Origin of the sequence: Photobacterium sp. Hal280 (genome assembly GCF_037162255.1) — a bacterium.
GTDB lineage: Bacteria > Pseudomonadota > Gammaproteobacteria > Enterobacterales > Vibrionaceae > Photobacterium.
In genome coordinates, this window is record NZ_JARLUO010000005.1 from 2,607,027 (window position 1) to 2,632,569 (window position 25,543).

The following is a 25,543-nucleotide window of genomic DNA, read 5'->3' on the forward strand; positions in this document are numbered from 1 at the left end:
CTCGAAACGCCAGAAAAGCAGGATTGCTTTTCGGACAAAAAAAGCCAGCCCAGCACAAGTCTGGGCTAACGCATGAATAGAAGAAACGGCTTTTCTGCCTAACAAGATACCTAATACACGGCCTCGGATGCAACCTCTGTCTACAGCTTGCGGTTTAGTCGCTGTCTATCCATCACATTCCGTCGCTTACCGCCCTGCCCAATTTCGCAGGGCGGGCGCCAGAAGCCGCCTTTGTCTGATTCCCTGATGTACAGGGGCAGTGGTATTCGGGATATGACATCATATCTTACAGGATATTAACGATCTTTCATTGCCACCCCGCTCTCTTACCCCCTATGATTGCCAGTTAGGTTTACAACGGCTCGTCACCATTATGAAAAACAAAGTTGGCTTATTTTTCGCGGCACTCGTGTTATCCCATTCGGCATTTGCCGAGTTTTCTCCTGATGCGGCGATGACATCACTCCCCTCTGGGCATGATCTGGCTCTCATTATTACGGACCCGGCAACGGGCAACACCATTTTCAGCCAGCGCGCTGAACAATTGCAGGCCCCCGCCAGCACTCAGAAACTGCTGACGGCCTTAGCAGCCAGGCTGTACCTGGCGCAGAACTTTCGTTTTAGCACCCGGCTAGAGCAGAACAAAGAGCACTATATTATCCGTTTCAGTGGCGATCCGACGCTAACGCGTGACGATCTTGCTGCCATGCTGCACACTTTGAAACAAAAAGGTGTCCATCGCATCAAAGGGAATATCTACCTCAACGGCAGCCAGTTTACCGGCTACGAACAAGCATCAGGCTGGCCCTGGGATAGCCTTGGCGTCTGTTACAGTGCCCCGTCCAGCAGTATCACCCTGGAACACAACTGCGTTCAGGCGGCCTTATACAGTGACCGGCCACTGGGCCAGCCGACCCGGCTTCATATTCCAGCCCATCAGCCAATCAGTGCCACCAGCCTGGCCAAAGTCGTCAGCAAAGATCAGCAAAAATCCACCTTCTGCTCTTTGGAGCTGCAAACCCGGCCCGGCAACCATTATCAGCTCAACGGCTGCCTGCCGCAGCGGGAGAAGCCCTTGCCACTGAATTTTGCAGTCGTGGATACCGAGGCCTATGTCCGCGATGTGCTATTACAAGAGCTCGACAGAAGGGGCATAGCATTTGAGGGCGAAATCCTGCGCGATGACACTCAGACAGGCCAGCTGATCACCAGCCACAGCTCAGCACCTTTGCCGGCATTGCTGAAAGTCATGCTGGAAGATTCTGACAACCTGATTGCCGATAACCTTGCCAAAACGCTGGGCCAGCGCTTCTACGATCAACCGGGCAGCTTTCACAATGGCACCGAAGCAATCAAGCAGATCATCGCTGAGCATACCGGGATCGATCTGAGCCGGGCGGTGCTGGCCGACGGTTCTGGCTTATCCCGGGACAACCGCATCATGGCCAGCGACATGATGAAAGTGATGACTTACATCTACCAGCATAATGACAGCCTGAACTTGCTTGCTGATTTGCCCGTTTCTGGCGAAACGGGCACCCTGCGTTACCGCCAGAGTATCCGGCATGAGCCGCTGAAAAACCGGCTGGCCGCAAAGTCTGGCTCACTCTACGGCACGTTCAATTTAGCCGGCGTGATGACAGCCAAATCCGGCAAACCCTTATTATTTGTTCAGTTTGTCACGAACTATCTGCCACCAGAAAAAACAGAAGATGCCCCGGCTATCATGCCGGAGATTTTCAGGTTCGAACGTCAGCTATATACAGATCTGTATGAGTCGTTTTAACCAGATTCAGCCTTGAACCGCGAACTGACGTCATCATCGCGTGCAAAAAATAACACGAAAAAAAGCCCGTCGTTTCACAACGACGGGCTTGCTATGGGTTTCGCTGCTTTATCAGCGGGCTGTTAAGCCTTGTTCAATCTTGCGTGAAGCTCTTGCACTGAGGTCACCTTATTGCGGTCATCCGCAGTCAGTGCCATACAGGTGGCAAACGCAGCGTTCAGGGTCGTGGTGTAATTCACCTTCTCCAGCAACGCACCGCGGCGCAACACTTTAGAATCTTCAATCGCCTGACGGCCTTCTGCGGTGTTGATGATATAGCTGTACTCGTTGTTCTTGATACGGTCAAGAATATGAGGACGGCCTTCATGCACCTTGTTCACCAGGCGTGGGTTAATACCCGCTTCGCCCAGAATCACAGCAGTACCGTGGGTCGCATCCAGCTCGTAACCCAGCTTCACCAGCTTAGCAGCCAGGTCGACCACACGGCGTTTGTCGTTATTACGGACAGACAGCAGTGCGCGGCCGGCATTCTCACGACTGTGCTCTTTACCACAGCCCAGTTCAGCCTTAGCGAAGGCTTCCGCGAACGTATCGCCCACACCCATCACTTCGCCGGTTGAGCGCATTTCAGGGCCAAGCAGCGGGTCGACACCCGGGAACTTGTTGAAAGGCAGCACCACTTCCTTCACTGAGTAGTAAGGCGGAATGATTTCTTTGGTGAAACCTTGCTGTTCCAGTGTCTGACCGGCCATCACACGTGCAGCGATTTTCGCCAGTGGAGCACCCGTGGCTTTGGAGACAAAAGGTACTGTCCGCGCGGCACGCGGGTTAACTTCAATCAGGTACACTTCGTTGTCTTTAACCGCAAACTGGGTATTCATCAGGCCGCGAACACCGAGCTCAAACGCCAGCTTCTCAACCTGACGGCGCATTTCATCCTGAATTTCCTGGCTCAGGGTATAAGCTGGCAGCGAACAGGCTGAGTCACCTGAGTGAACACCCGCTTGCTCGATATGCTCCATGATACCGCCGATCACCACACGCTCGCCGTCGCAGATGGCATCCACATCCACTTCCGTGGCATCGTCCAGGAAGCGATCCAGCAGCACAGGCGATTCGTTTGATACGCTGACCGCTTCGTTGAAATAACGGCGCAGGTCATTTTCGTCGTAAACGATTTCCATCGCACGACCACCCAGTACATACGAAGGACGCACCACCAGCGGGAAACCGATTTCTTTCGATTTCTCAACAGCCTGTTCCATCGCTGTGACTGTCGCATTTTCCGGTTGCTTCAGGCCCAGGCGCTCAACAGCGGCCTGGAAACGTTCACGGTCTTCGGCGCGGTCAATCGCATCCGGGCTGGTACCAATAATCGGCACACCGGCCGCTTCCAGTGCACGCGCCAGTTTCAGCGGTGTCTGACCACCGTACTGAACAATCACACCTTTAGGCTTCTCGACGCGTACTATCGCCAGGACATCTTCCAGTGTCACAGGTTCGAAATACAGACGATCTGAGGTGTCGTAGTCAGTGGAGACTGTCTCTGGGTTACAGTTCACCATAATGGTTTCGTAACCGTCTTCGCGCAGCGCCAGAGACGCATGGACACAGCAATAATCGAATTCAATCCCCTGACCGATACGGTTCGGGCCGCCACCCAGCACCATGATCTTGTCACGATCGGTCGGGTTGGCTTCACATTCTTCATCATAAGACGAGTACATGTAAGCGGTATCTGAAGAGAACTCAGCCGCACAGGTATCCACACGCTTGTAAACCGGGTGGATATCGTGACGGTCGCGTTCTTTGCGAATTTCCAGCTCAGCCACACCCAGCAGTTTCGCCAGACGGGCATCCGAGAAACCTTTGCGCTTCAGTTTACGCAGGAAATCACCGGTCAGACCCGCAAAGCCATCTTCTTTGACCTTGGCTTCCATTTGGACGATCTCTTCGATCTGTACCAGGAACCAGCGGTCGACATTGGTCAGGTTGAAGACACCATCCACAGACAACCCGGCACGGAAAGCATCGGCGATGTACCAGATACGCTCAGCACCGGCTTCTTTCAGCTCGTGGCGAATCTTAGTCAGCGCTTCAGGATCGTCCAGATCCACCATTTCATCAAAGCCATTGGCACCCACTTCCAGGCCACGCAGTGCTTTTTGCAGTGATTCCTGCTGGTTACGGCCGATGGCCATCACTTCACCCACAGACTTCATCTGAGTGGTCAGACGGTCGTTCGCACCCGCGAACTTTTCAAAGTTGAAACGTGGGATCTTAGTCACGACGTAGTCGATGGTTGGTTCGAACGAAGCCGGTGTTGCGCCACCCGTGATGTCGTTCATCAGCTCATCGAGCGTGAAACCGATCGCCAGCTTGGCGGCCACTTTGGCAATCGGGAAGCCGGTCGCTTTCGAGGCCAGGGCAGACGAACGGGAAACACGCGGGTTCATCTCAATGATAACCATACGGCCATCTTTCGGGTTAATCCCGAACTGAACGTTTGAACCACCAGTTTCCACACCGATTTCACGCAGTACCGCCAGCGACGCATTACGCATCAGCTGGTATTCTTTGTCCGTCAGCGTCTGGGCTGGCGCGACTGTGATGGAGTCACCGGTGTGAATACCCATTGGATCGAAGTTTTCAATGGCGCAGACGATGATGCAGTTGTCGTTCTTATCACGAACCACTTCCATCTCGTACTCTTTCCAGCCAATCAGTGACTCGTCAATCAGCAGTTCATTGGTCGGTGATAAGTCCAGACCACGGCGACAGATTTCTTCAAATTCTTCTTTGTTATAGGCGATACCACCACCTGTACCACCCATGGTGAAAGACGGGCGGATTATACAAGGGAAGCCGACCATATCGAGGACTTTGTAGGCTTCTTCCATGGTTTTCGCGGTATCGGCGCGCGGGCACTCCAGACCAATCGACTTCATGGCTTTATCAAAGCGCGAGCGATCTTCAGCTTTGTCAATCGCATCAGCCGTCGCACCAATCATTTCTACGCCGAATTCGGCCAGCACGCCGTAGCGCTCCAGATCCAGCGCACAGTTCAGCGCGGTCTGGCCGCCCATCGTCGGCAGGACGGCATCAGGACGCTCTTTTTCAATGATCTTGCGTACAACTTCCCAGTGGATCGGCTCAATATAAGTCGCATCCGCCATTTCCGGATCGGTCATGATCGTGGCCGGGTTCGAGTTCACTAGGATAACGCGGTAACCTTCTTCACGCAGCGCTTTACATGCTTGAGCACCTGAGTAGTCAAACTCACACGCCTGGCCAATCACGATAGGACCGGCACCCAGAATCAGAACACTTTGTATGTCAGTACGTTTTGGCATCGTTTACTACTCCGGCTTAGGCGCTGTGCTGTTTAATCAGGTCGATAAAGTGGTCAAAAAGTGGTGCCGCATCATGCGGGCCCGGGCTGGCTTCAGGGTGGCCCTGGAAGCTGAAAGCCGGCTTGTCGGTACGGTGGATGCCCTGCAGGGAGCCATCGAACAGCGACTTGTGGGTCGCACGCAGGTTATTCGGCAGTGTGTCTTCATCAGCCGCAAAACCGTGGTTCTGGCTGGTGATCATCACAACATTGCGGTCCAGATCTTTGACCGGGTGGTTGGCACCGTGGTGACCAAATTTCATTTTCACTGTCTTGGCACCGCTTGCCAGCGCCAGGATCTGGTGTCCCAGGCAGATGCCAAACACAGGCAGGCCTTTGTCCAGAAATGTTTTCGTCGCTTCAATCGCGTAAGTACAAGGCTCCGGGTCGCCCGGGCCATTCGACAGGAAGACGCCATCCGGATTCATCGCCAGCACTTCTTCTGCTGAGGTTTCTGCCGGTACCACAGTCAGGCGGCAACCACGGTCAACCAGCATGCGCAGGATATTACGCTTGGCACCGAAGTCATAAGCCACCACATGGTAAGGTAACTCGCCGGCCTCTTTGGCTTCCGGCAGCCCGCCTTCCAGCGTCCAGGAACCCTGCGCCCAGCTGTAGCTTTCCTTGGTCGATACCACCTTCGCCAGATCCATCCCTTTCAGGCCAGGAAAGGCTTTGGCTTTTTCCAGCGCCAGCGCGGCATCGAGATTGTCCCCCGCCATGATGCAACCATTCTGTGCGCCTTTCTCACGCAGCAGACGGGTCAGCTTACGGGTGTCAATGTCAGCGATACCAACAATGTTTTGAGATTTCAGATAATCAGACAGGGTCTGCTGGGAGCGGAAGTTTGAAGCAATAAGAGGGAGGTCGCGAATTACCAGGCCTTGCGCGTGGATTGCAGTAGATTCTTCGTCTTCGGAATTGGTTCCGGTATTGCCAATGTGGGGATAAGTGAGAGTGACAATCTGTTGAGAATAAGAGGGGTCAGTGAGAATTTCTTGGTACCCCGTCATCGAGGTATTGAAAACAACTTCACCAACGGCCGAACCATCTGCACCGATGGATACGCCGTGGAACACAGTCCCGTCTTCAAGGACTAACAGCGCCGATTTGTTCAAGACAACCTCCAATCTTCATAAAAACGCAAATAAAACAGATAAAATTGCACTTACCCATTCCATAGAAAGTCAAAACCCCAGTCAAGCCGAATTTTGACAAATTGCGCGCATTCTAGTGATCCATGCCCAAACTGTCAACAACAGGGGGAAATTAAATTTTAAATATCGACCACTCCGGCCGCTTAAGACACCAAACCAGAGAAAGCATATCTTTTCCTGCCTTTTTCCATCGGCCTTCCGGGCTGCATGTTCAGGCAACCGTTTGCCAAGCCAGCCAAACGCACACCACAAATTATCAAGCGGGTAAAGCACAGAAATCAGGCAACATAACACCTATTTTCAGAGCTCAGGAGGACATAAGGCATAACAAGCAAACAAAAAAGCAAGCAAACCCTTGGATTTACAGCGAAGGGCGCAACAAGAATGCTTTCTCGTTCAATTTGATGATTTATGCAAAACGAAGGTGGATGAAAACAGAGGTCTGGGCAGGACACTGCAGCCGGAACCGACTGCAGTGTGACAGAAGTGATTTACAGATCGTTCAGGCCAAGCACATCCTGCATGGTATAAAAACCTGCCGGTTGCTTATCCAGCCAGGCCGCTGCGCGGACGGCACCGTTGGCAAATGTCATCCGGTCTGTCGCTTTGTGAGTGATTTCGACCCGCTCGCCAATATCAGCAAACATCGCCGTATGCTCACCGATAATGTCGCCGGCGCGAATCGTCGCGAAGCCGATTTCATCGCGGCTGCGCTCTCCGGTGATCCCTTCGCGGGCATAGACAGCGACATCGCTCAGTTTTTTCCCCATTGCGCCGGCAATGGCCTCGCCCATGCCCAGCGCCGTGCCGGAAGGTGCGTCGACCTTATGTCTGTGGTGGGCCTCTATGATTTCGATATCACAGTAATCCCCCATGATCTTGGCCGCTTTCTCCAGCAGCTTGAACGTCAGGTTGACGCCTACGCTGTAGTTGGGGGCCATGACAACGGCTATCTGACTGGCGGCAGCATCAATCCGGGCTTTTTCTTCTTCGCTAAAGCCGGTTGTTCCAATGACAATTTTCTTATGATGGCGCTGGCACAGCGCCAGATTCGCCAGTGTTGCGACTGGCGCTGTGAAATCAATCAGCACATCAAAATCATTGATCGCTTTTTCAATATCATCGACCACAGCCACTTCCAGCTTGCCAATCCCCGCCAGTTCGCCGGCATCAACGCCGATCAGGCTGCTCTGAGGACGCTCAGTCGCCGCACCCACCTGTGCCTGTTCAGACTGTGCTGTCGCTTTCAGTAACTGGCGTCCCATTCGCCCTGCCGCACCGGCAATCGCGATTCTGACCATAGCTGTTTCTCCTTAAAACATTCAGCAGATGAAGGTCTGTTTATCTTTCAGGGCCAGATTGACCGGCCTACACGCCAAGACCATGAAAGATAAACAGCCCATTAATCTAGCCTGTATAACGGTGAAAAAAACCCCGGTATGACCGGGGTTCCAGAAATAATCCTGCGACGGGCTGCTTAGCCTACATTTTTGACCTGCAATTCCCGCGGCACTTCAAAAAACATATTTTCTTCGCAGCCGCTCAGCTCTTCCACTTCGCCACCTGCCAGTGCCTGAATTCGGGCGATAATCTGGTTAACCAGCGCTTCCGGTGCCGAGGCTCCCGCTGTCACGCCCACACTCGCTTTGCCGGTCAGCCAGTTGGCATCGACATCTTCGGCACAGTCCGTCAGGTAGCTTGGGGTACCCAGTTTTTCTGCTAATTCACGCAGGCGATTGGAGTTGGAGGAGTTTTTTGACCCTACCACTATCATCACATCAACGCTGGCGGCCATTTCACGCACAGCATCCTGGCGATTCTGGGTTGCGTAACAGATATCATCTTTACGCGGCCCCTGAATATCCGGGAAGACCTGTCGCAAGCGATCAATAACCTCTGCGGTTTCGTCCACCGACAAAGTCGTCTGGCTGACGTAGTGCAGGTTACCCGGATCTCTCACCACAGCTTTCAGCTTGTCAACATCGACCGGGGTTTCAACCAGGTACATACCGCCCGTATCGCTGGCGTACTGGCCCATCGTCCCTTCGACTTCAGGGTGACCGGCATGGCCGATCAATACCACTTCCATGTCGCGGCGACTGGCGCGGGCCACTTCCATATGGACTTTGGTGACCAGAGGGCATGTCGCATCAAACACGGTTAACTTGCGCGCTTTCGCTTCATTGCGAACAGCCTGAGACACCCCGTGAGCAGAGAAAATAACAATATTATCATCCGGCACTTCGCTCAGCTCTTCGACAAAGACTGCCCCACGCTGTTTCAGTCCTTCAACCACAAACCGGTTGTGAACCACCTCATGGCGCACGTAAATAGGCGGCTGATACAGCTCCAGCGCACGCTCAACGATACTGATTGCCCGATCAACACCGGCACAGAAGCCACGAGGGTTAGCAAGTAAGATTTTCATATCTGAGGACTCTTTACCTTCATCCTTCCACTCCTGATCTCATTAGGGCCGGGAGCGGATATGGGTTTACCCTTCGATGCTGACCACTTCAACATCAAAGGTCACCCGCTGGCCGGCCAGCGGATGATTGAAATCAACAGTGACAGAATCACCGACCACAGCGGTAATCACACCAGGGATATCCTGCCCGTCCGGGCCGCTGAATGCAATGATAGCGCCGACTTCTGCCGGAGCGTCAGAGCCAAAGCGGGTTAAATCAACATGATGGATATTGTCAGGGTTCGGCATACCGAACGCATCTTCCGGCTCAAGCACAAACTGGTTTTTCTCGCCCTGCGCCAGACCAAGCAGGCAACGTTCAAAGTTGTCAGTCAGGCTGCCATCGCCCATCCGAAACTTAGCCGGTTTCCCCATAGACTGAGTCGACTCCGCGACAGAGCCGTCTTCCAGCTTGATGGAAAAGTGCATTAAAACTTCACTGTTGTGCGTGATGACCGACATACATACATCCTGATTTCGAATTACTGAGTGCTACGGCAGGCCTTAATTTTCATGCTTACCGGATAAATCCATCGCTTTTTACAATAAAGCGCCGCCCATCGCAACGAGCAGCGCTTGGTTCGTGAGCCTGAACGCCTTACTGGCTGGCTTTGGTCTTGCTCTTTCCGGCCAGTAAGCCTTCCAGAATGATCAGACCCGCGCCAACGCAAATTGCCGAGTCGGCAATATTAAACGCCGGCCAGTGGTGCTGCCCGATATAGAAATCGAGAAAATCCACCACAAAGCCATGGTACAGGCGATCAAACAGGTTGCCGAGTGCACCACCTATGATCAGCGCATAAGCAGAATTGACCAGAGTGTGGCTGGCTGGTGTGCGACGCATCCAGACCATGAGTAACGCAGTCACCCCTAAGGCGATGGCGGTAAACAGCCAACGCTGCCAGCCGCTGGCATCACTGAGAAAGCTGAAGGCCGCGCCGTAGTTGTGCACATACAGCAAATTAAAGAAGGGCAAGACTTCAATGCGGTTCGGCCAGCCATAACCCATGGTGTCCATTACCAGCAGCTTAGTACCGATATCGATGGCAAAGACCAGAACCGCCAGCCACAGCCAGCGAATTCCGGATTGCTTCAAAGCAGGTAAATTACTCATCAGGCAAACTTGCGCTCTTCACCCTGGCCGTCGATGTTGGTCACACAGCGGCCACAAATTTCTTCATGGCCGGCAATGGTGCCAACATCGGCCACATGGTGCCAGCAGCGGTCACACTTGGCTGCTTCCGAAGCTGTCACCAGCACCGACAAGCCGGCCACGTCTGTTGCTTTGGCCTCTGCAGGTTTCGCATCAGCCAAAGCCACCTGGGCTTTGGAGGTCAGCAGCACAAAGCGCAGTTCGTCTTCCAGGCTGCTGAGCTTGGCTGCCAGCTCAGGTTCTGCAAACAGGGTTACCTCAGCCTGCAGCGCACCACCGATACGTTTTTCGTTACGCGCTTCTTCCAGCAGTTTGTTCACCGCGCCGCGAACCGCCTGGATCTCAGTCCAGAATTCGTTGCTGAATGCCTCATTGTCAGACAGCGCAAACAGGCCTTCAAACCACTCGCCGGTGAAGACAAAGGTATCACGCTCGCCCGGCATCTCATTCCAGATTTCATCGGCGGTGAAAGACATGATTGGCGCCATCCAGCGAACCAGCGCTTCGACAATGTAGTACAAAGCGGTCTGGCAGCTGCGCTGGGCATGGCCCCCGCGTTTGGCGGTGTACTGGCGATCTTTGATCACATCGAGATAGAAAGAGCCCATTTCGATCGAACAGAAGTGCATCAGACGTTGGGTCACTGTGTGCAGGTTGTATTCATCGTACGCTTTGATGATTTCATCCTGTGCCGCTTTCGCTTGCGCGACCGCCCAGCGATCCAGCGCGACCATCTCTTCAGCCGGCACACAGTCGGTGGCCGGGTTGAAGCCGCTCAGGTTAGCCAGCAGGAAACGCGCCGTGTTACGGATACGACGGTAAGCATCAGCACTGCGCTTGAGGATTTCATCCGACACCGCCACTTCGCCCGTGTAGTCAGTCGATGCCACCCACAGACGCAGAATGTCAGCGCCCAGCTTATTGGTGACATCTTTTGGCGCCACCACGTTACCGATAGATTTCGACATCTTACGGCCCTGGCCATCCACCACGAAACCGTGGGTCAGTACCTGACGGTAAGGGGCCTTGTTTTTCATCGCCACCGATGAGATCAGCGAAGACTGGAACCAGCCACGGTGCTGGTCAGAGCCTTCCAGATACAGATCGGCTGCATTGCCATTGAATTCTTCGCGGTGATCAACCACGGCATAGTGGGTGACACCGGAGTCGAACCAGACATCCAGGGTATCGAGCACTTTTTCGTATTGCTCAGCATCGGCTTCACCCATGATCTCGGCAGGATTGAGATCCCACCACGCCTGGATGCCTTTTTCTTCCACCAGCTGAGCCACTTTTTCAATTAGCGCCAGGCTGTCCGGATGCAGTTCCTGCGTTTCTTTATGGACGAACAGTGCGATCGGCACACCCCAGGTGCGCTGACGTGAGATACACCACTCAGGGCGACCTTCAACCATGCTCTCGATACGGCTCTGGCCCCACTCAGGCATCCACTGAACACCTTTGATTTCTTCCAGCGCTTTGGCACGCAGACCGTTCTGATCCATGGAAATAAACCACTGCGGGGTGGCACGGAAGATGATTGGGGTCTTGTGACGCCAGCAATGCGGATAGCTGTGCTCATAAGAGTGATGATGCAGCAAGGCACCGTGTTCTTTCAGCGTCTCAACCACTGCGTCATTAGCTTTGAAGACATGCTGACCGGCAAACAGCTCGGTATCCGGCAGGTAGACACCGTTACTGCCAACCGGGTTTGCCACTTCCAGACCATACTTCTGACCGACCACAAAGTCTTCCTGACCGTGACCTGGCGCTGTGTGCACACAACCGGTACCGGATTCGGTGGTCACGTGATCACCCAGGATCACTGGCACATCGAAGCTGTAGAACGGATGGTTAAAGCGCAGCAGATCCAGCTCGATGCCTTTGCAGAAGCCCAGATTGTGGAAATGCTCGATGCCGGCACGATCCATCACATCTTTTGCCAGTTCAGCGGCCACAATCAGACGCTGAGGCTGCTCGCCTTCCACCTGGATCAGGACATATTCCAGATCGTCACGCACAGCGACCGCACGGTTGGCCGGCAGTGTCCAAGGCGTGGTGGTCCAGATCACAATGGACACATCGCCCTGTCCCTGATGACCACTGGCCAGATTAAATTTGCTTAAAACTTCAGCTTCATCAACGGCTTTGAATTTCACGTCGATGGACGGCGAGACCTTGTTTTTGTATTCCACTTCGGCTTCAGCCAGCGCTGAACCACAGTCGGTACACCAGTGAACAGGTTTGAACCCTTTCAGCAGGTGGCCATTATCGGCAATTTTGCCTAAGGCACGAATGATGTTGGCTTCGGTCGCGAAATCCATCGTGCGGTAAGGCTTGTCCCATTCACCCAGGACACCGAGGCGGATAAAACTTTCTTTCTGGCCTTCAACCTGACCGGCTGCATAGGCACGGCATTTTTCACGGAACTCGGCGGCAGAGACTTTATGGCCGGGTTTACCGACTTTTTTCTCAACCATCAGCTCGATCGGCAGACCATGGCAATCCCAGCCCGGCACGTAAGGCGCGTCAAAGCCGGACATCGACTTTGACTTGATAATAATGTCTTTGAGAATCTTGTTCAGTGCGTGACCAATATGAATATCACCATTGGCATATGGAGGGCCGTCATGCAGTACGAAAGATTTTTTACCTTTCTTGGCTTTACGGATTTCACCGTAGAGATCCTCGTCATACCAACGCTTAAGCATTGCAGGCTCGCGTTGCGCCAGGTTGCCTCGCATCGGAAACCCTGTTTCAGGCAGGTTCAGGGTATCTTTATAGTCGCTCATTGATTCTCAATTCCGTTACTTGGGCGAAGTTGGACATGTTGACGATGCTCAGACAGCCACACCCGCGCAGTCTGGGCATCACGCTCGATTTGCGCTTTCAGCGCATCAAAGGAGGCGAATTTAATTTCATCTCGTAATTTGTGGTGTAGCACCACTTCAATCTGACAACCATAAATATCAGACTGATAATCAAATAAATGGACTTCCAGTTGTTGACGCTCGCCGTTCACTGTCGGTCGGCGGCCGATATTCGCCACCCCGGGCAATGGCTGCTGCGCCACCCCCAGCACTTCAACGGCATACACTCCGGAAACCGGTGACACCCGGCGCTTCAGCGGCACGTTGGCCGTTGGGAAGCCGATGGTCCGGCCCAGCTTCTGACCATGTGACACCCGGCCGGTAATGCTGTACGGGCGACCCAGCATGGCTTCCGCTGAAGCCAGGTCATCACTGGCCAGCGCTTCGCGGATTGCCGTACTGCTCACGCGCTGAGTATCCACACAGTAACTCTGGGTACTGACAACTTCAAAGCCGAATTCACGCCCGGCGGCCTCCAGCATGGCAAAATCACCGCTGCGGCCTTTGCCGAAGCGAAAATCGTCTCCAACAACCAGAAACTTAACACCCAATTGTTCCACCAACAAGCGACGGACGAAATCTTCCGGTGCCATCGCGGCAAAGCGGGCGTTGAAATTGACACACAACAGGCGATCTATGCCTGCATGGCTGAGCTGCTGATACTTGTCGCGAAAACGGGTCAGCCTTGCCGGCGCCTTGTCTTTGGCAAACAGCTCCATGGGCTGAGGCTCGAAACTCATCACGGTCGAAGGAACCCCTAATCGCCGGGCTTGCTCCAGTACCTGACGCAGCACGGCCAGATGGCCCTGATGGACCCCGTCAAAGTTGCCAATTGTCAGAACACAGCCGTGGTGACCGGGCCGGATATTATGAATTCCTCGGATCAATTCCATCTGCAGCTAATCATTACCAAAGTCAAAAACTGACGGATTATATACCAGAGCGCAACAGGGTTAAAACCATGCGCGCCGTAAGATGTACTTTTTTGCCTCAATTGCGTGCCGGCCATAATCCGTATCGCGCACCTTAGCTTTCGCTGCGCAGGTGGTGCAAACGGACACCTGTCACCGTCAGTGATAACAGGTAAGTCACGGCACCAATCCCTATCAGGCCAGTCAGCCAGTACACGCGCTGAACCAGACCCAATGCCAGCCAGTGCGTCATATCCGGCGACAACCATAACAGCACGCCCACCATCGCCACGCCGGCAACAACCAAGCGGAGCACAAATCCAAACGTCGTACGTGAAATCCGGTACACCCCGGCACGGTGCAGGCCGCGGTACAAGAGTGCGGCGTTGACCAATGCCGACAAGGCCGTTGCCAGCGCCAGGCCTACATAGCCTAAGAAATAGGCAAAAATCGCATTGAATACCATGTTGGTGACCATCGCAATCACGCCATAGCGCACCGGGGTACGGGTGTCTTGTCTTGCGTAGTACCCAGGCGCCAGCACTTTGATTAACATAAAGTTCAGCAGCCCAGACGCGTAAGCCAGCAGTGACAGACCCGCCTGCTCGACATCATTGGGGGTAAATTCCCCCGCATGAAAAGTACCATCAGCATAGGCTTCGCCAGCACCATTAGCCCCAGCATAGCAGGCAAACCGAGCAGAAGTACCATTCTGACCCCCAATCCATGGTGTGAGCAAAATGCTCCCGGTTCTGATCGACATGCTTGCGCGACAAAGCCGGCAGGATCACGGTCGCAATGGCAATCCCAAACAGCCCCAAAGGAAATTCCAGCAGCCGGTCTGAGTAATACAGCCAACTGATGGATCCCGTCATCAGAAAGCTGGCGATGAAGGTATCAAAAAGCAGGTTAATCTGGCTCACTGACACACCGAACAGGGCCGGGATCATCAGAGTGCGGATTTTCACCACGCCGGGATCGCGCCATCCCCAGCGCGGACGTACCAGCACCCCTTCCCGGTAAAGAAAGGGCAACTGAAACAGAAACTGCACTAAACCGCCCAGAAAAACGCCCAGCGCCAGTCCGATCTCAGGCTGTTCCAGATTCGGCGATATCCACCAGGCACATAAAATAATGGAGATATTGAGAAATACCGGGGTAAACGAAGAAACGGCAAATTTCCCTAAGGTATTGAGGACGGCTCCCGACAAAGCGACCAGAGTGATAAACCACAGGTAAGGAAACGTGATTTTCAGCAACAGGCTTGCCAGCTCAAACTTCGGCGCTGCCGGCCCGTCATTAAGCCAGTCAATAAACCAGCCGGCACCAAACAGGGCAGTAATTACCCCGGAACCCAATACGCCCAACAAGGTGACCAGGGTCACTATCCCCCCCAGCGTACCGGACACCCGGGCGATAAGCTCACGGGTCTTGTCTTTATCACCCGCCGCATGCGCTTCGGTCAGCACGGGAACGAAGGCTTGTGAGAAAGCCCCTTCGGCAAACAGGCGGCGAAGGAAGTTGGGAATCTTATTGGCGAAGAAAAAAACATCGGCAGCCGCACCGGCTCCCATCAGGTTTGCTACCACGACATCTCGCACTAAACCCATGACGCGAGATACTAAAGTCATACTGCTGACAATCAGCCCGGAGCGCAAAAGACGCTTACTCACAAAAAAACCTCATAAAAGATGGCCCAGAAAGGTGACTTGCAGAGCCAAATGCTGGTAGAATCTGCCGCCATATTAACCGTGTTAATGCACAAGTGCCAATTTCAATGGCGCGGCTGTTATTTGCACAAATCATTTGACATTGTTCGGTTTTAGAGGCATATTCCTCGGCCTTAAATTGTCACCATACCAAGAATTTGGGAGTTACACCCTTGGCAAATATCAAATCTGCTAAGAAACGTGCAATCACTTCTGAAAAACGTCGTCAGCACAACGCTAGCCGTCGTTCTATGATGCGCACTTTCTTCAAAAAAGTTGTTGCTGCTATTGAAGCAGGCGATAAAGAAGCCGCCGTTAAGGCCTTCGCTGACATGCAACCTGTTATGGACCGTATGGCTACTAAAGGCCTGGTTCACAAAAACAAGGCTGCTCGTCATAAAGCGCGCCTGTCTGCAAAAATCAACGCCCTGTAATTTCAGTGCATTGATGCTACAGCAATAAAAAAACCGGCTATGGCCGGTTTTTTTATATTCGCGATTTACTTGAACACCTTGTCCCAGACTGGCAATCAGTGTTTAGCAGTACATTTGCTGCAACAGCTGAATCATCGACTTCACTTCCTGGCTTCTCAGCCTGTAGAACACAGTCTGCGACTCTTTACGTGTCGCCACCAGGCCATCACGCCTTAGCCAGGCAAGATGCTGTGACAAGGCCGACTGGCTTAATTCCAGACGGTCACTCATCGTTCCAACCGACAACTCTCCTTCCAGCAAATAGCATAAAATCAGCAGCCGCCGCTCATTCGCCATAGCCTTAAGCAAAGAGACTGCCTGAGGAGCACTGTGATGTAACGTTATGGTTTCCATCTTCCCACCGCTTGAACTTCAGTGATTTATCTATTGACTTCTATCACTGAAAAAGGCGGTCATTTGAACAATTTTCTGAAGTCAGCTTCGCAAATTTTCTTCACCGCAGGGTGCATGATCATACGTTCGGCAAAAATAACGTAATATTCCTCCCGAATCGCCCTGACTCGCTTCACTTCCCGTACGGTATGCGACTGTTCAATTTCTTCGGCATAAATCGAAGGCGCCACAAACATAGATTTACGAAACGAGCCGAACGCTTTCATTAACGCCGCATCATCAAACTCACCCAAGATATTGGGCGTGATCCCCTGCTGATCAAACCAGTGATGTAGTTTACGTCCCATTGCCGTACGACGTCCCGGCACCAGCAGCTTGTACTCTTCAAGGCAGGCGGGAAAACTGAGTGATTTGTCCGCATCCGAACAGAAAAAGCTCATGCTGGACTCACCCAGTTTTTTACTGAACAGCCCAGGACTCTGTGTGGAGTCCACCGGACAATCAGACAAAATCATGTCCAGCTTATGCTGAGACAATTGCTCCAGCAGCATTTCATGCGTCGACTCGTAGCAGCGTAAATGAATGCGCTCATCTTCCGGGATACCCGCCATCAAAATCTTACTGACCAGGCGTTTTGACAGCGCATCCGCAACCCCGACTTCCAGCAGCTGATTCTCACGCTGGGTATAATTCACGATATCCAGTAATTCATAACTGAGATCAAACATTTTATCAGCGTACTTAAAGACCAGCTGTCCCAGCTCTGTGGGCTCTATGTTACGGCCCGCCCTTTTGGTCAGCTTACCGTTCAGCCTTTCCTCAAGTGCCCTTATCTGGCCCGTCACTGTCTGCGGCGCGAGAAATAAGGCATCGGCCGCTTTGGTCACTGACCCTTGCTTGCAGACCATCCAGAAATAATACAGGTGATTGTAATTCAGGTGCGACACTGTCGTAGGCCTCGATACTCAACAAATAAAAAACCCCAGGCCTTATCAGCCTGGGGTTATCCTATGTGTTTTTTATCCGAAAAGACACTGAGTCTGGGGGCGGGAAAGGATTATTGCGCCTGTATTTCAGTCACTGTTTCCGCTGACACCAAATGGCGGGAACGTTCACCCGCCCGCTGCTCCAGTGCCCGGGCCAGAAAACCTGTGGGGGCATCTTCCTGCCGCTGCTGGCTCTGATTCACCCCCTGCTCAAAGCCGGTCAGATAGGCTTGGCACAACTCATTCTCAAGCTGCTGCTGGCAGTGACTGTAGTCAGCCGCCGCCGCTGAGGCACCGGCCGAACTCAGGCCCAATATCAGTACAATAAATGCTTTCATAAACATCTCCCTGTCCCGGATTACGATGATGTCTGACTATCCTTAACCGCCTTGGCAGCCGGAAGCGAACGGTGGAGCAGTATATAACCGACAACAGCTGCGGTGGTCGAACCGATCAGAATCCCCAGCTTGGAATAAGTAATCAGCTCGAGATCAGCACCGCTGAATGCCAGCATCGAAATAAAGATCGACATCGTAAAACCGATACCGCACAACACAGACACCGCAAATATCTGACCAAAACCTGTCCCTTCAGGTAAACGCGCTATCCCCATTTTCACTGCCAGATAGCTTGCGGTAAAAATACCCAGCGGCTTACCAACAAACAGGCCCAGTGCAATCCCCAGCGGCAGCATCGCGGTCAGACCTTCTGCTGAGACACCTGCCAGCGAAATTCCCGCATTCGCAAAGGCGAACAACGGCAAGATCAGATACGCGACATACGGATGTAATCCATGCTCCATTGTCTTGAGCGGCGAGATTTCTTTGCCCTGCTTATTCTGCCCCTGAAGCGGGATGGCAAAGCCCAGTACAACACCCGCCAGCGTGGCATGCACGCCCGACTGCAGTACGCTGAACCAGAGCACCAGCCCGACCAGGATATACCAGACCAGATTGGTGACATTGCGTGCGTGCATAATAAAGAGCACGGCAGTCGCTGCGAATGCCACGGCCAGCGCAATGGCGGACAAATCACTGCTGTAGAACAAGGCGATGATGACAATAACACCCAGGTCATCAATAATTGCTAATGCCAGCAAAAAGACTTTCAGGCTCACCGGCACCCGGTTACCCAGAAGGGCCATAATACCCAACGCAAATGCGATATCTGTGGCAGCTGGAATTGCCCAGCCACCAATCGCCACTGGATCGCCATAGTTAAACAGCACATACACCAAAGCCGGCGCGACCATACCACCCAATGCGGCGATCGCAGGGAAAATCGCTTTCTCTTTCGTATTCAGTGCGCCTTCGATCAGTTCACGCTTCACTTCCAGGCCAATCACCAGGAAGAAAATCGCCATCAAACCATCGTTAATCCAATGCTCTACCGACAGGCCTGCAATATAAGTATGTAATGCGCCCTCATACAGGGGCTGCAAAGGCGAATTGGCAATGATCATGGCCAGGGCTGCCGCGACGATCAGCAAAATGCCGCCGGCGAGACTCTAATTTGAAGAATTTCAGAATTACATCGGTCATTGACCGCAGCTCCTTACTACTCATTGTAAAATCACACTTTTTTATTGGTGTGCGGTTGAAACAGTGTAGACGCCTACTGACATCTGTGTGAAATCGTTTGTTTAGAGCCAACAGCTCGGAAAAACCGAATCATTGACAGCAATACACCGTAATACCCGCAGTATCTAACTATCATCCCAGGCCAGTGACAGCACACTTTCCAGAGTAAGCCACCTTCACTATGACACTGAAAACCCATCCGACAAATTTTTTATCTGTTTTTTTTCGACATCCTTCTCTTCAATACTAATAAAGGTTTTATCAAAAAAATCACAGCTTTAATCCTATAGATAAAAAGATAGATCCTGATCCCATTCTTTGCTCCTGGCCACAAAATCTACGGGTACAGCAGAAAGGGTTCGCTGTGTCATATTTCTGAAATATTCGTTCTCTACTATCGCGGCAACATTCAAAAAACTGACACCAAAATGACATCACAATGTCACGGAGAACAGAATATGACTACCCAAGCCACTACAGCTGAGCCAATGCAAAGCTCCATGCGATGGGTTCGTTGGGCAAACCTGGTTTTCATGCTTTATCTGCTGCTGGTCGCGGTCTCTCTGGTGAGCGGCGGCTTTAAGTGGTCGGTCGGAGAGCAGGCCAAAACCCTGTTTGAATTTGCCTCACACCCGATTGCAGGCCTGATGATCGGTCTGGTAGCCACCTCTCTCATCCAATCTTCCAGTACGGTGACCTCTATCATAGTGGGTCTTGTTGCTGGAGGTCTGCCCGTTGAAACCGCGATTCCTATGGTGATGGGTGCCAATATTGGTACGACGATGACCAATACACTGGTCAGTCTGGGCCATGCCCGTTGTAAAGAAGAGTTTCGCCGCGCATTTTCTGCCGCCACAGTGCATGATTTCTTCAATCTGCTGGCCGTGCTGATCTTCCTGCCACTGGAAATGATGTTTGGTCTGCTGCAAAAAATTTCGGCCTGGCTGGTTTCACCCCTGATGTCGACCGGTGACATGAGTATGAAAGGACTGGACTTCATTAAGCCCCTGACGAAACCGGCAGTGAACGCAGTCAAAGCGCCACTGGAATCGATGGGGACCATGGGCGGTGTGATTATGATTGCCCTGGGTATCGCGCTTATCTTCCTGGCGATTACTGTCATGGGTAAGCTGATGCGCAGCCTGATGGTTGGTCGCGCCCGTGACATCCTGAAAAGTGCGATTGGCCGCGGCCCGGTACACGGAATTGTGTCAGGTTCGATTGTGACCATCCTGGTGCAGTCGTCCTCGACAACAACCAGCCTGATGGTGCCTCTGGTCGGTACCGGCGTGCTGAAAGTACGCGATGTGTATCCGTTTACGCTGGGCGCCAATATCGGCACCTGTATTACTGCACTGCTGGCTGCAACCGCGATTTCCGGCGACCATGCCGTGTTTGCCCTGCAAATTGCGCTGGTGCACCTGTGCTTTAATGTACTCGCAACCCTGCTGATCTTTGGCTTGCCGTTCCTGCGTGAACTGCCGATGAAGGGCGCTCTCTATCTGGGCGAGCTGGCCGTAAAAAGCAAATCGACCGTGGCGGCCTATCTGGGACTGGTCTTTATCATTATCCCGGGCGGCATTCTGGCCTTAACGGTATAAGCAAGGCCTGGTGAATACTAAAAAATCCCTGCTCGCTGTGAGCAGGGATTTTTTTCATCTGATGATAACCGTTTATCCCGCCGCACCAGCAACCCCAGCGGATGCTCAGGCTGGCCGTCAGCAGCTTTGGCGCCCCTCCCCCTACTTTCAGGTACAAAAAAGCCCCACATGCGTGAGGCTCTGGGAGTTCCCTTTGATCAGACCGAGAACGGATACTGTATCGGCTCATGATGCTGATAATCTTCGACTTTAAAATCATCCATCGTGACCCAGGTTTCCAGATCGTCCAGGGATTGAATCTCTGGGTTAATTACCAGCCGGGGCGATGGATACGGCTCTCGCTTGAGCTGAACATCTCGCATCAGCGCCAGCTGATCTTCATAGATATGCGCGTTGACAATCTTGTGGTAGGCCTTACCGGCTTTATGGCCTGTGATTTGCGCCATCAGAGCCAGCAAGGTATAGACCTGAATCTGATTAAAATTGAGCCCGAGCGGCACATCGCAGGAACGCTGGTAGCTGGTCAGATACAGGCTGTCACCCAACAGCGAAAACGTATGCGTGTGCATACACGGACGCAGACAACCCATCTCAAATTCACCCGGGTTATAAAACGTCAGTATCTCACCGCGATCGTCAAGGCCACGGCTCAGATCATCGACAATCTTTCGCAGTTGATCCAGGGTGCTGCCATCAGGCTTGCGCCAGCTTCTGCCCTGCACGCCATACACACGGCCCATGTCGTCGGTACCTGTGCGGTGAGGATTACTCAGCCATGCCTGATTGTCATTGGCATTGGCATTCCAGGTGTTACAACCGATCGCACGAAACTGTGCGGCGCTGTCATAGCCACGCAGATAGCCGAGCAGTTCGGCTATCGCCGCTTTCCAGTAACTTTTACGCGTGGTGATCAGCGGAAACTGATTGTTGGCCACATCATAAGTCAGGTCAGCGTTAATCAGCGTCAGGCAACGCTTACCTGTCCGTTCATTGGCAACCCACTCACCTTCACTGATAATCCGCTGGCATAAATCTAAATACTGTTTCATGTCTCTGTTAACCCAAAATGGCGGGAGAAAATCTGCCTGCTAGCATACCATAATCACAAATCAGGCAGCCAATGGCTGCCTGAAACGACTGTTAAGCGGTGCGGTGATTACCGGCCCGCTTATAGGCCCATATCATCAGCAATGCACCGCCAATCACCATTGGCAGAGACAGGATCTGACCCATGCTGATCCAGCCGGCAAACAGGCCAAGCTGAGCGTCGGGTTCACGGCAGTATTCAACCAGGAACCTGAACGAGCCGTACCCCAGCAGGAATAACCCGGAGACGGCACCCGCCGGACGCGGTTTACGGATAAAGACATTTAAAATGATCAGCAATACCAGACCTTCCAGTAAAAACTCATATAACTGAGAAGGATGGCGCGGTAGCGGCCCACCGCTCGGAAATACCATGCCCCAGGGCACATCTGTAACCCGGCCCCAGAGTTCACCATTGATGAAATTTCCAAGCCGACCAGCGCCGAGGCCAAATGGCACTAACGGCGCCACAAAATCAGCCACGTCGAAGAAGCGCCGGCCATTGCGGTAGGCATACCAGACCATCGCGGTCATGACGCCTAATAAGCCACCATGGAACGACATCCCCCCGGTCCAGACTTTAAATAAGTAAAGCGGATCGGCCAGGAAGACTTCGAAGTTGTAAAACAGGACATAACCCACTCGGCCGCCGATCACGACCCCGAGAAAGCCCACAAACAGCAGATCGCTGACTTGATCTCGCGTCCAGCCACTGCCTGGCTTATCGGCACGACGGTTTGCCAGCCAGAGCGCAAAGACGAAGCCCAGCAGGTACATCAATCCATACCAGCGGATCGCCAGCGGGCCGATTTGAAACAGGATTGGGTCAAAGTTTGGAAAAGTCAGATAACCTTGGCTCATTCAACATACTCGTGGTTAATCAATAAAGAAGTTCACGGCGGTACAGCATGTACCCACAATGAAAAGTCTCATGCCAGTCCCCGTGACTGACCCGAGTTAAAACAACATTTTACCACCCACAAATAACAAAAAGATGGCAAAGATTTTTTTCAGTGTCGGAGTCGGTAAGTGACTGACCATACGCGCACCATATCGGGTGGTCAGTACAGAGGTACAAACCACGCCCATCAGTGCCGGCAGATAGACATAACCCAGGCTGTAAGGCGGCAGGCTGTCATCACCACTGCCCGCCACAATAAATCCGGCCATGCCGGCGATGGCAATAATGGACCCGCAAAAAGCGGCGGTCCCGATAGAACGGCGCATTTCTACGCCATACCAACTCAGATAAGGTACGATCAGCGAACCGCCACCGATGCCCGCTAAACTGGCCACCAGGCCAATCACACTGCCACTGCCTGCGATTGCAACCCGCCCCGGCATAGGATGACGCCCTGTGACTTTCAATGAAAGCAGCATTTGCAGCGCCAGTAAAAGCACAATACCAGCAAATATCCTGGGCAGCCAATCCGCAGGTACCCACTCGGCCACAGCACTCCCGGCAATGCCCCCAGTACCATACCCGGTGCGAGCAACCTGACCAAAGAGACATCCACATTCCCCAGCCGTAAATGACTACGTGCCGAAGAGCCGGACGTCAGCACAATACAGGCCAGCGAGGTCGCCAGCGCAATATGCATGACAACCCCAGGTTCGATCCCGGTTTGGGGTAACATCCAGACTAACGCGGGGACAATTAATAATCCCCCGCCAATCCCCAGCAAACCTGCCAGCAGGCCGACCACAGCCCCCAGCCCCAGACACATCAGGAGCAGCCATAACATATCCGGCATCATTTACCTGCCCGGATGAAGCCGCCCATGCCGCGTTGTTCGACAAACTCTGTTGCCATTTGCCTGACCTCCTGGCCGAAGGTCGCCTGTAACGCCTTATCGGCGAGTTGCGTCATATCGGCCAGACTGGCATGACGAAGAACATATTTAATTTTGGCGACGTTGCGGGTATTCATACTTAAAGAGCGGTATCCCATTCCAACCAAGAGTAAGGCGCCGAGAGGGTCACCGGCCAGTTCGCCACACACGCTCACCGGGATTGATAACGCATGGCTGGTATCCTGAATGTGCTTCAGTGCCTGAATGACTGCCGGATGGAACGTATCATAGACACTGGCAACACGGGAATTGTTCCTGTCGACAGCTAATAAATATTGCGTTAAGTCGTTGCTGCCTACCGAAATAAAGTCGACCCGCCCTTTCAGGGCCGGCAGCTGATATAAAATCGAAGGGACTTCGATCATGATGCCCAGTCTGGGCTGCTTGAGCACTTGTCCTTTGCTGGCAGCATACACAGACACTTCATTGAAAGCCCGTTCAATCAATGCTTTGGATTCATCCAGCTCAGGAATGCCGGAGATCATGGGCAAGAGTATGTCCATGTTATCAAGGCCAATACTGGCCTTGAGCATGGCCCTGACCTGGATGAGGAAAATTTCCGGATGATCCAGGGTAAAGCGGATACCGCGCCAGCCTAGGAAAGGATTATCTTCTTCAATGGTCAGATAAGGCAACGGTTTATCGCCGCCTATGTCCAAGGTACGCATGACCACAGATTTACCCGGGTAAGAGGCCAGTATCGAGCGGTACTGAGCCGCCTGTTCCTCTTCCGAGGGAAAACTGCGCTGCAGTAAAAACGGCACTTCGGTTCGGTACAGGCCGACACCATCGACCCCTTTGTTGACCGCGATATTGGTGTCAGCACTTAATCCGGCATTCAGATACAGGTAAATCCTTTCCTGATCTTCCGTTTCCGCCGCTTTATCCAGATCTTGTTCGACCAGAGCCGTCAGCTCATTTTCTTCTTTCAGTAACCGCTTGTATTCAGCCAGAATCTGCCGGTTGGGTTCAATAAGCAGATCGCCGCGATAACCGTCGACCACCACCAGAGCGTTATGCACTTTCTCCGGGACAAAATCGACGCCCATGATGGCAGGAATACCCAGTGCCCGGGAAAGAATGGCCGCGTGGGAGTTGGCGGCACCTTCCTGAGCCACCACGGCAGCCAGTTTATCTCGCGGAATACTGGCCAGCATGGCGGCGGTCAGCTCTCGGGTCAGCAGGACGATCGGGGCATCCCACTGGTGCTCGACCCCCTCTTCGTTATGAAGGAAAAACAGCAGGCGCTGACCCAGTTCGCGAATATCGTGCGACCGTTCGCGCAGGTAGTCATCCTTCATATTGGCAAAGCGAACCGAGTAGGCCTCCACAGTCTGCCTGACGGCCCATTCGGCCTGATCGCCGCCAGCGACTTTGGCAAACAGATCCTTACGCAGCATGGGATCATTGAGCAAGTGACTGAACAGATCAAAAATCGCCAGGGTGTCTTTGTGCAGCTCGCTGTCAAAGCGTTTCCGCAATCGCCGAAACTCATTACTCGCCATCTCAATGGCAATGCTCAAGCGTTCCTGTTCGAACTCTCTGTCCAGACAGGAAGCAGGTGAAACAGCTTCCAGCCGGGGCTGGTTGTCATCCCACCAGGCTTTGGCAATGGCAACCCCGGTCGATGCCGCCGAACCGGTTAAATGCAGTCCGTCACGATGGCCGGGCCACATCCCCTGCGCTTTGGCATGCGCCAGTATCACCGCCAGCTGTGCGGCCAGTGTGACCATAAAAGATTCTTCGCTTTCAGTGAATTCACGCATATCGCGTTGCTGGATCACCAATACGCCGAGGACTTTGCGCTGATGGATAATGGGAGTGCCGAAAAAGGAGCGGAAGGTTTCTTCGTTGGTGCCCGGGATATGTTTGAAGTTCGGGTGCTGACGCGCATCGGCCACATTGACAGGTTCAGCCTGACGGCCAACCAGACCGACCAGACCTTCATCAAAGCCAAGCCCGACCTGATAAGAAGGCTTGGTCAGCCCCTGAGTCGCCATGAGCATATATTGCTTGCGGTGTTCATGAACAATGTAGACTGAGCAGCACTCAGTCTTCATTGCCTGGCAAATACTGACAACCAGCAGATCCAGCGCCTCGAGTAATGTCGGAGCACTGGCGACTTTCTCTACAATTTCTCTTAGCTGGGTCAGCATAAGCGTTACT

Annotated in this window: 19 protein-coding genes and 2 pseudogenes; 3 read left to right on the top strand and 18 right to left on the bottom strand. The window is 53.0% G+C overall.

Translation table 11 applies throughout. From position 1 onward, the window contains the following. The first annotated feature begins 373 nt into the window (after nucleotides 1–373). Nucleotides 374–1,786 carry a serine-type D-Ala-D-Ala carboxypeptidase gene (dacB, locus tag P4S53_RS21265; protein ID WP_337114259.1) on the top strand — a complete coding sequence of 471 codons (1,413 nt, stop codon included), beginning with the start codon at nucleotides 374–376 and terminating at the stop codon, nucleotides 1,784–1,786. Between the two features lie 122 nt (nucleotides 1,787–1,908). Here dacB and carB read toward each other — a convergent pair whose 3' ends face one another. The 9 genes and pseudogenes from carB to murJ all read right to left on the bottom strand — a co-directional run bounded on the left by carB (nucleotide 1,909) and on the right by murJ (nucleotide 15,408). Beyond that, nucleotides 1,909–5,139, bottom strand: coding sequence for a carbamoyl-phosphate synthase large subunit (gene carB / locus P4S53_RS21270; protein WP_337114260.1), 3,231 nt, complete (start codon nucleotides 5,137–5,139; stop codon nucleotides 1,909–1,911). A 16-nt stretch (nucleotides 5,140–5,155) separates the two neighbouring features. Next, entirely contained in the window at nucleotides 5,156–6,295 is a 1,140-nt protein-coding gene (carA, locus tag P4S53_RS21275; RefSeq protein ID WP_337114261.1) for a glutamine-hydrolyzing carbamoyl-phosphate synthase small subunit, read from the bottom strand. A 530-nt stretch (nucleotides 6,296–6,825) separates the two neighbouring features. After that, the gene (gene dapB / locus P4S53_RS21280; protein WP_337114262.1) at nucleotides 6,826–7,635 is read right to left on the bottom strand and encodes a 4-hydroxy-tetrahydrodipicolinate reductase; all 810 of its coding nucleotides are present in this window, start codon (nucleotides 7,633–7,635) and stop codon (nucleotides 6,826–6,828) included. A 176-nt stretch (nucleotides 7,636–7,811) separates the two neighbouring features. Continuing rightward, nucleotides 7,812–8,762 carry a 4-hydroxy-3-methylbut-2-enyl diphosphate reductase gene (ispH, locus tag P4S53_RS21285; RefSeq protein WP_337114263.1) on the bottom strand — a complete coding sequence of 317 codons (951 nt, stop codon included), beginning with the start codon at nucleotides 8,760–8,762 and terminating at the stop codon, nucleotides 7,812–7,814. Nucleotides 8,763–8,828: 66 nt separating this feature from the next. Then, the gene (fkpB, locus tag P4S53_RS21290; RefSeq protein ID WP_027253083.1) at nucleotides 8,829–9,263 is read right to left on the bottom strand and encodes an FKBP-type peptidyl-prolyl cis-trans isomerase; all 435 of its coding nucleotides are present in this window, start codon (nucleotides 9,261–9,263) and stop codon (nucleotides 8,829–8,831) included. A 136-nt stretch (nucleotides 9,264–9,399) separates the two neighbouring features. Next, nucleotides 9,400–9,915 (bottom strand): signal peptidase II, encoded by a 516-nt coding sequence (gene lspA / locus P4S53_RS21295; protein WP_337114264.1) that lies wholly within the window; start codon nucleotides 9,913–9,915, stop codon nucleotides 9,400–9,402. Next, nucleotides 9,915–12,746: an isoleucine--tRNA ligase gene (gene ileS, locus P4S53_RS21300; RefSeq protein WP_337114265.1), complete on the bottom strand. Its 2,832-nt coding sequence runs from the start codon at nucleotides 12,744–12,746 to the stop codon at nucleotides 9,915–9,917. The genes lspA and ileS overlap by 1 nt, the downstream gene beginning before the upstream one ends. Then, nucleotides 12,743–13,717 carry a bifunctional riboflavin kinase/FAD synthetase gene (gene ribF, locus P4S53_RS21305; RefSeq protein ID WP_120511636.1) on the bottom strand — a complete coding sequence of 325 codons (975 nt, stop codon included), beginning with the start codon at nucleotides 13,715–13,717 and terminating at the stop codon, nucleotides 12,743–12,745. Before ribF ends, ileS begins: the two co-directional genes overlap by 4 nt. A gap of 133 nt (nucleotides 13,718–13,850) precedes the next feature. Then, a pseudogene (gene murJ / locus P4S53_RS21310) lies at nucleotides 13,851–15,408 on the bottom strand (murein biosynthesis integral membrane protein MurJ). A 209-nt stretch (nucleotides 15,409–15,617) separates the two neighbouring features. On the opposite strand from murJ, the gene rpsT reads away from it, so the two are divergent. Next, nucleotides 15,618–15,878, top strand: coding sequence for a 30S ribosomal protein S20 (gene rpsT, locus P4S53_RS21315; protein ID WP_027253088.1), 261 nt, complete (start codon nucleotides 15,618–15,620; stop codon nucleotides 15,876–15,878). 102 nt (nucleotides 15,879–15,980) lie between these two features. On the opposite strand, the gene P4S53_RS21320 is transcribed toward rpsT, so the two are convergent. From P4S53_RS21320 to nhaA, 4 genes and pseudogenes are all read right to left on the bottom strand, one after another. Beyond that, nucleotides 15,981–16,271 carry an ArsR/SmtB family transcription factor gene (locus P4S53_RS21320; RefSeq protein ID WP_027253089.1) on the bottom strand — a complete coding sequence of 97 codons (291 nt, stop codon included), beginning with the start codon at nucleotides 16,269–16,271 and terminating at the stop codon, nucleotides 15,981–15,983. A 59-nt stretch (nucleotides 16,272–16,330) separates the two neighbouring features. Then, nucleotides 16,331–17,218, bottom strand: coding sequence for a transcriptional activator NhaR (nhaR, locus tag P4S53_RS21325; RefSeq protein WP_337114266.1), 888 nt, complete (start codon nucleotides 17,216–17,218; stop codon nucleotides 16,331–16,333). Nucleotides 17,219–17,328: 110 nt separating this feature from the next. Then, complete coding sequence (locus tag P4S53_RS21330) at nucleotides 17,329–17,595, bottom strand: hypothetical protein (protein ID WP_337114267.1); 267 nt, start codon at nucleotides 17,593–17,595, stop codon at nucleotides 17,329–17,331. Nucleotides 17,596–17,615: 20 nt separating this feature from the next. Further along, nucleotides 17,616–18,798: pseudogene (gene nhaA / locus P4S53_RS21335) on the bottom strand (Na+/H+ antiporter NhaA). A gap of 497 nt (nucleotides 18,799–19,295) precedes the next feature. Here nhaA and P4S53_RS21340 point away from each other — a divergent pair. After that, on the top strand, nucleotides 19,296–20,438 hold the full coding sequence (locus tag P4S53_RS21340; RefSeq protein ID WP_337114268.1) for a Na/Pi symporter: 1,143 nt from the start codon (nucleotides 19,296–19,298) through the stop codon (nucleotides 20,436–20,438). Between the two features lie 197 nt (nucleotides 20,439–20,635). Here the strand turns inward: P4S53_RS21340 and P4S53_RS21345 are convergent, their stop codons facing one another. The 5 genes from P4S53_RS21345 to ptsP form a co-directional block, all read right to left on the bottom strand. Beyond that, entirely contained in the window at nucleotides 20,636–21,487 is an 852-nt protein-coding gene (locus P4S53_RS21345; RefSeq protein WP_337114269.1) for a thymidylate synthase, read from the bottom strand. 91 nt (nucleotides 21,488–21,578) lie between these two features. Further along, complete coding sequence (gene lgt, locus P4S53_RS21350) at nucleotides 21,579–22,385, bottom strand: prolipoprotein diacylglyceryl transferase (protein ID WP_337114270.1); 807 nt, start codon at nucleotides 22,383–22,385, stop codon at nucleotides 21,579–21,581. Nucleotides 22,386–22,481: 96 nt separating this feature from the next. After that, nucleotides 22,482–22,904, bottom strand: coding sequence for a sulfite exporter TauE/SafE family protein (locus P4S53_RS21355; protein WP_442958677.1), 423 nt, complete (start codon nucleotides 22,902–22,904; stop codon nucleotides 22,482–22,484). Continuing rightward, complete coding sequence (locus P4S53_RS21360; protein WP_337114272.1) at nucleotides 22,889–23,269, bottom strand: sulfite exporter TauE/SafE family protein; 381 nt, start codon at nucleotides 23,267–23,269, stop codon at nucleotides 22,889–22,891. Before P4S53_RS21360 ends, P4S53_RS21355 begins: the two co-directional genes overlap by 16 nt. A gap of 8 nt (nucleotides 23,270–23,277) precedes the next feature. Beyond that, the gene (ptsP, locus tag P4S53_RS21365; RefSeq protein ID WP_337114273.1) at nucleotides 23,278–25,533 is read right to left on the bottom strand and encodes a phosphoenolpyruvate--protein phosphotransferase; all 2,256 of its coding nucleotides are present in this window, start codon (nucleotides 25,531–25,533) and stop codon (nucleotides 23,278–23,280) included. Between the last annotated feature and the right edge of the window lie 10 nt (nucleotides 25,534–25,543).

What these genes read in the sequence shown, in the direction of transcription:
- lgt (WP_337114270.1), bottom strand. Translation starts at nt 22,385, where the DNA reads ATGAGCCAAGGTTATCTGACTTTTCCAAACTTTGACCCAATCCTGTTT.
- ptsP (WP_337114273.1), bottom strand. Translation starts at nt 25,533, where the DNA reads ATGCTGACCCAGCTAAGAGAAATTGTAGAGAAAGTCGCCAGTGCTCCG.
- P4S53_RS21320 (WP_027253089.1), bottom strand. Translation starts at nt 16,271, where the DNA reads ATGGAAACCATAACGTTACATCACAGTGCTCCTCAGGCAGTCTCTTTG.
- ispH (WP_337114263.1), bottom strand. Translation starts at nt 8,762, where the DNA reads ATGAAAATCTTACTTGCTAACCCTCGTGGCTTCTGTGCCGGTGTTGAT.
- P4S53_RS21345 (WP_337114269.1), bottom strand. Translation starts at nt 21,487, where the DNA reads ATGAAACAGTATTTAGATTTATGCCAGCGGATTATCAGTGAAGGTGAG.
- dapB (WP_337114262.1), bottom strand. Translation starts at nt 7,635, where the DNA reads ATGGTCAGAATCGCGATTGCCGGTGCGGCAGGGCGAATGGGACGCCAG.
- lspA (WP_337114264.1), bottom strand. Translation starts at nt 9,915, where the DNA reads ATGAGTAATTTACCTGCTTTGAAGCAATCCGGAATTCGCTGGCTGTGG.
- P4S53_RS21360 (WP_337114272.1), bottom strand. Translation starts at nt 23,269, where the DNA reads ATGTTATGGCTGCTCCTGATGTGTCTGGGGCTGGGGGCTGTGGTCGGC.
- P4S53_RS21340 (WP_337114268.1), top strand. Translation starts at nt 19,296, where the DNA reads ATGACTACCCAAGCCACTACAGCTGAGCCAATGCAAAGCTCCATGCGA.
- ribF (WP_120511636.1), bottom strand. Translation starts at nt 13,717, where the DNA reads ATGGAATTGATCCGAGGAATTCATAATATCCGGCCCGGTCACCACGGC.
- fkpB (WP_027253083.1), bottom strand. Translation starts at nt 9,263, where the DNA reads ATGTCGGTCATCACGCACAACAGTGAAGTTTTAATGCACTTTTCCATC.
- carB (WP_337114260.1), bottom strand. Translation starts at nt 5,139, where the DNA reads ATGCCAAAACGTACTGACATACAAAGTGTTCTGATTCTGGGTGCCGGT.
- P4S53_RS21330 (WP_337114267.1), bottom strand. Translation starts at nt 17,595, where the DNA reads ATGAAAGCATTTATTGTACTGATATTGGGCCTGAGTTCGGCCGGTGCC.
- dacB (WP_337114259.1), top strand. Translation starts at nt 374, where the DNA reads ATGAAAAACAAAGTTGGCTTATTTTTCGCGGCACTCGTGTTATCCCAT.
- P4S53_RS21355 (WP_442958677.1), bottom strand. Translation starts at nt 22,904, where the DNA reads ATGCTGCTTTCATTGAAAGTCACAGGGCGTCATCCTATGCCGGGGCGG.
- ileS (WP_337114265.1), bottom strand. Translation starts at nt 12,746, where the DNA reads ATGAGCGACTATAAAGATACCCTGAACCTGCCTGAAACAGGGTTTCCG.